3 rRNA genes are annotated in these 5,702 nt (G+C 57.7%); all 3 read left to right on the top strand.

Annotation, left to right across the window (positions count from 1 at the left end):
* Positions 1–178: 178 nt before the first annotated feature.
* Positions 179–1,700, top strand: a 16S ribosomal RNA gene (locus AC1C2W_RS19555).
* 605 nt (positions 1,701–2,305) lie between these two features.
* Positions 2,306–5,422, top strand: a 23S ribosomal RNA gene (locus AC1C2W_RS19550).
* Between the two features lie 138 nt (positions 5,423–5,560).
* Positions 5,561–5,677, top strand: a 5S ribosomal RNA gene (gene rrf, locus AC1C2W_RS19545).
* Together the 16S, 23S and 5S rRNA genes form the textbook arrangement of a ribosomal RNA operon.
* The last annotated feature ends 25 nt before the right edge of the window (positions 5,678–5,702 follow it).

Below are 5,702 nucleotides of genomic sequence, written 5' to 3'. Positions count from 1 at the left end.
CTGGTCTTGTGGGTGTGCGTCGGTTGTTTGAGAACTCAACAGTGTGTTTGATAGTCAATGCCAAAGTTTTTGAACCCTTTTTGGGTTCTTTTGGATCAGATTGAGCAGTTCAGCTCGGTCTGGCCAGTATCGTTGAATGCTGCGGGCTTCTTTGGAGGTTCGTGGTGTTTTCTCTTCTTTTACGGAGAGTTTGATCCTGGCTCAGGACGAACGCTGGCGGCGTGCTTAACACATGCAAGTCGAACGGTGAAGCCCAGCTTGCTGGGCGGATCAGTGGCGAACGGGTGAGTAACACGTGAGCAACCTGCCCCCCACTTCGGGATAAGCCTTGGAAACGAGGTCTAATACCGGATATGAGCATCTGCCGCATGGTGGGTGTTGGAAAGTTTTTCGGTGGGGGATGGGCTCGCGGCCTATCAGCTTGTTGGTGGGGTGATGGCCTACCAAGGCTTCGACGGGTAGCCGGCCTGAGAGGGCGACCGGCCACACTGGGACTGAGACACGGCCCAGACTCCTACGGGAGGCAGCAGTGGGGAATATTGCACAATGGGCGAAAGCCTGATGCAGCGACGCCGCGTGAGGGATGACGGCCTTCGGGTTGTAAACCTCTTTCAGCAGGGAAGAAGCGCAAGTGACGGTACCTGCAGAAGAAGCGCCGGCTAACTACGTGCCAGCAGCCGCGGTAATACGTAGGGCGCAAGCGTTGTCCGGAATTATTGGGCGTAAAGAGCTCGTAGGCGGTCTGTCGCGTCTGGTGTGAAATCCCGAGGCTCAACCTCGGGCTTGCATCGGGTACGGGCAGACTAGAGTGCGGTAGGGGAGACTGGAATTCCTGGTGTAGCGGTGGAATGCGCAGATATCAGGAGGAACACCGATGGCGAAGGCAGGTCTCTGGGCCGCAACTGACGCTGAGGAGCGAAAGCATGGGGAGCGAACAGGATTAGATACCCTGGTAGTCCATGCCGTAAACGTTGGGCACTAGGTGTGGGGCTCATTCCACGAGTTCCGTGCCGCAGCTAACGCATTAAGTGCCCCGCCTGGGGAGTACGGCCGCAAGGCTAAAACTCAAAGGAATTGACGGGGGCCCGCACAAGCGGCGGAGCATGCGGATTAATTCGATGCAACGCGAAGAACCTTACCAAGGCTTGACATGCACCGGAAACACTCAGAGATGGGTGCCCCGCAAGGTCGGTGTACAGGTGGTGCATGGTTGTCGTCAGCTCGTGTCGTGAGATGTTGGGTTAAGTCCCGCAACGAGCGCAACCCTCGTCCTATGTTGCCAGCGGGTTATGCCGGGGACTCATGGGAGACTGCCGGGGTCAACTCGGAGGAAGGTGGGGATGACGTCAAATCATCATGCCCCTTATGTCTTGGGCTTCACGCATGCTACAATGGCCGGTACAGAGGGCTGCGATACCGTAAGGTGGAGCGAATCCCAAAAAGCCGGTCTCAGTTCGGATTGGGGTCTGCAACTCGACCCCATGAAGTCGGAGTCGCTAGTAATCGCAGATCAGCAACGCTGCGGTGAATACGTTCCCGGGCCTTGTACACACCGCCCGTCAAGTCACGAAAGTTGGTAACACCCGAAGCTCATGGCCCAACCGGTTTTCCGGGGGGAGTGGTCGAAGGTGGGACTGGCGATTGGGACTAAGTCGTAACAAGGTAGCCGTACCGGAAGGTGCGGCTGGATCACCTCCTTTCTAAGGAGCATCTGAGACCTCGTGGTTGTTTGCTCGCATGCTTTGGCGTGTGGGTGGGTGGCTGGGGGGTCTAGCAGGCCGCCTGAGGCGCCGATCGTGCGTCTGGTGGTTGCTCACGGGTGGAACATTGACTAGCAGGGCTGGTTCGGTCGCGTGCCGGCTGGTGAGTACCCGCCGTGGCTCCTTCGGGGGCCGGGTCCCTTCGGGGGCCGTGGCTCCTTCGGGGGCTGGGTGGGGGAAAGCTGGTGGTCGTGGTTGGTCTGGTTCGCAAACACACTGTTGGGTCCTGAGGCAACCGGCCTGAGGCTCGCTCGTAGGCTGTTCTTCTCTGCCCCTGTGGGGGTGGCGGGGGATGGGTTCGGGTGGGTGGTCGGTGAGTCTTGATGGATACGGGTCGTGGGCTGGGTGTGAACCGCCTGCAGCGGGTGTCGTCCCTGGGGAGCGTGAGCTTTCTGGGGATTGCTTCTGGTGTGGGTAGGCGTGCCGGTGGTCTGCGGGTCCGTCCGTTGCTTGAGAACTGCACAGTGGACGCGAGCATCCCAGATGTTCAAAAGGCTAGTTGCTTCGGCAGCTGGTCTTCTTGATCTCTGTGAAATATTGTAGTGTGTTGAAGTTTTTAAGGGCACAGGGTGAATGCCTTGGCACTAGGAGCCGAAGAAGGACGTCGTAGCCTGCGATAAGCCTCGGGGAGTTGGCAAACGAGCTGTGATCCGAGGATGTCCGAATGGGGGAACCCGGCCAGGGTCATGCCTGGTCACCTGTATCTGAATTCATAGGGTGCAGGGGGGAACGTCGGGAAGTGAAACATCTCAGTACCGACAGGAAGAGATATTCCGTGAGTAGTGGCGAGCGAAAGCGGATGAGGCCAAACCGTGTGTGTGTCAAGCTGTCAGGCGTTGCACATGCGGGGTTGTGGGACCTTCTGGAAGAGTCTGACAACTCTTCAACCAGTAAGAAAGCCGTGTCATAGTCGAACCGCATTGAAAGGCGGACCATAGTGGGTGTGAGTCCCGTAGACGAAATGGTGCGGCCTGGTGGAGGGGATCCCAAGTAGCACGGGGCCCGAGAAATCTCGTGTGAATCTGGCAAGACCACTTGCTAAGCCTAAATACTACCTAGTGACCGATAGCGGACTAGTACCGTGAGGGAAAGGTGAAAAGTACCCCGGGAGGGGAGTGAAATAGTACCTGAAACCGTGTGCCTACAATCCGTCGGAGCCTCCCTAGCAGGGGTGACGGCGTGCCTTTTGAAGAATGAGCCTGCGAGTTAGTGCTCGGTGGCGAGGTTAACCCGTGTGGGGAAGCCGTAGCGAAAGCGAGTCCGAATAGGGCGATTCAGTCGCCGGGTCTAGACCCGAAGCGAAGTGATCTAGCCATGGGCAGGTTGAAGCGCCGGTAAGACGGCGTGGAGGACCGAACCCACCAGGGTTGAAAACCTGGGGGATGACCTGTGGTTAGGGGTGAAAGGCCAATCAAACTTCGTGATAGCTGGTTCTCCCCGAAATGCATTTAGGTGCAGCGTCACGTGTTTCTTGCCGGAGGTAGAGCTACTGGATGGCTAATGGGCCCTACCAGGTTACTGACGTCAGCCAAACTCCGAATGCCGGTAAGTCATAGCGTGGCAGTGAGACTGCGGGGGATAAGCTTCGTAGTCGAGAGGGAAACAGCCCAGATCATCGGCTAAGGCCCCTAAGCGTGTGCTCAGTGGGAAAGGATGTGGAGTTGCACAGACAACCAGGAGGTTGGCTTAGAAGCAGCCACCCTTGAAAGAGTGCGTAATAGCTCACTGGTCAAGTGATTCCGCGCCGACAATGTAGCGGGGCTCAAGTACACCGCCGAAGCCGTGGCACTCATACGTTAGCCCAGCATCTTCCCTTGTGGATGGTGTTCAGGTGTGTGGGTGGGTAGGGGAGCGTCGTGTGGGCAGTGAAGCTGCAGGGTGACCTAGTGGTGGAGCCCACACGAGTGAGAATGCAGGCATGAGTAGCGAATGACGGGTGAGAAACCCGTCCGCCGAATGACCAAGGGTTCCAGGGCCAGGTTAATCCGCCCTGGGTAAGTCGGGACCTAAGGCGAGGCCGACAGGCGTAGTCGATGGACAAGGAGTTGATATTCTCCTACCGGCGAAGAACCGCCCATACCGAGCCCGGTGATGCTAACCACCCCAGACCCGTCATAGTCGCCTTCGGGTGACGCCGACGGGCGCGGCGTGGGACCCGAACCGGTAGTAGGTAAGCGTGTTAACAGGGGTGACGCAGGAAGGTAGCCCGGCGTGGCGATGGTTGTCCATGTCCAAGGTTGTAGCCCGTGGTGTAGGCAAATCCGCACCACACGAGGGTGAGAACTGATAGGTACCGCGTATGCGGGAATCGGGTGATCCTATGCTGCCAAGAAAAGCCTCGACGCGAGGTTCTAGCCGCCCGTACCCCAAACCGACTCAGGTGGTCAGGTAGAGAATACCAAGGCGATCGAGCGAATCGTGGTTAAGGAACTCGGCAAAATGCCCCCGTAACTTCGGGAGAAGGGGGGCCTGAACCGTGAACACCCTAGCGGTGGTAAGCGGGGAGGGCCGCAGAGACCAGGGAGAAGCGACTGTTTACTAAAAACACAGGTCCGTGCTAAGTCGCAAGACGATGTATACGGACTGACGCCTGCCCGGTGCTGGAAGGTTAAGAGGACGGGTCAACTTCGGTGAAGCCCAGAATTTAAGCCCCAGTAAACGGCGGTGGTAACTATAACCATCCTAAGGTAGCGAAATTCCTTGTCGGGTAAGTTCCGACCTGCACGAATGGCGTAACGACTTCTCCGCTGTCTCAACCGCGAGCTCGGCGAAATTGCACTACGAGTAAAGATGCTCGTTACGCGCAGCAGGACGGAAAGACCCCGGGACCTTTACTATAGCTTGGTATTGGTGTTCGATGCGGCTTGTGTAGGATAGGTGGGAGACTATGATAATCGGCCGCCAGGTCGGTTGGAGTCAACGTTGAAATACCACTCTGGCCGCAGCGACCATCTAACCTCGGTCCGTAATCCGGATCAGGGACAGTGCCTGGTGGGTAGTTTAACTGGGGCGGTTGCCTCCTAAAATGTAACGGAGGCGCTCAAAGGTTCCCTCAGCCTGGTTGGCAATCAGGTGTCGAGTGCAAGTGCACAAGGGAGCTTGACTGTGAGACCGACAGGTCGAGCAGGGACGAAAGTCGGAACTAGTGATCCGGCGGTGGCTTGTGGAAGCGCCGTCGCTCAACGGATAAAAGGTACCCCGGGGATAACAGGCTGATCTTGCCCAAGAGTCCATATCGACGGCATGGTTTGGCACCTCGATGTCGGCTCGTCGCATCCTGGGGCTGGAGTAGGTCCCAAGGGTTGGGCTGTTCGCCCATTAAAGCGGTACGCGAGCTGGGTTTAGAACGTCGTGAGACAGTTCGGTCCCTATCCGCTGCGCGCGCAGGAAACTTGAGAAGGGCTGTCCCTAGTACGAGAGGACCGGGACGGACGAACCTCTGGTGTGCCAGTTGTTCCGCCAGGAGCACGGCTGGTTAGCTACGTTCGGAAGGGATAACCGCTGAAAGCATCTAAGCGGGAAGCCTGCTTCAAGATGAGGTTTCCATCAGAGTGATCTGTGAAGGCACCCAGCTAGACCACTGGGTAGATAGGCCGGATGTGGAAGACAGGACAAAAGACTGTCGGAGCTGACCGGTACTAATCAGCCGACAACTTCACATACACATCAACACTGTTGAGCAATACTTGCTACGCGTCCACTGTGCGGTTCCCGAGAAACGGGCACCACTCCCCTTGACCCCTGAGCTCCGTGAAAACGGGTCGGGGGTAGTTGGGGGGACCCGAACAACTCGATATTGTTACGGCGGTCATAGCGAAGGGGAAACGCCCGGTCCCATACCGAACCCGGAAGCTCAGCCCTTCAGCGCCGATGGTACTGCCCTCGAGAGGGGGTGGGAGAGTAGGACGCCGCCGGACATCTATTCACGAGAGGCCCACCCCT

It is taken from the genome of Isoptericola sp. Y581 (genome assembly GCF_059445475.1).
The sequence above is the reverse complement of the archived record's forward strand: the minus strand, read 5'-3'. Positions and strand labels throughout refer to the sequence as shown.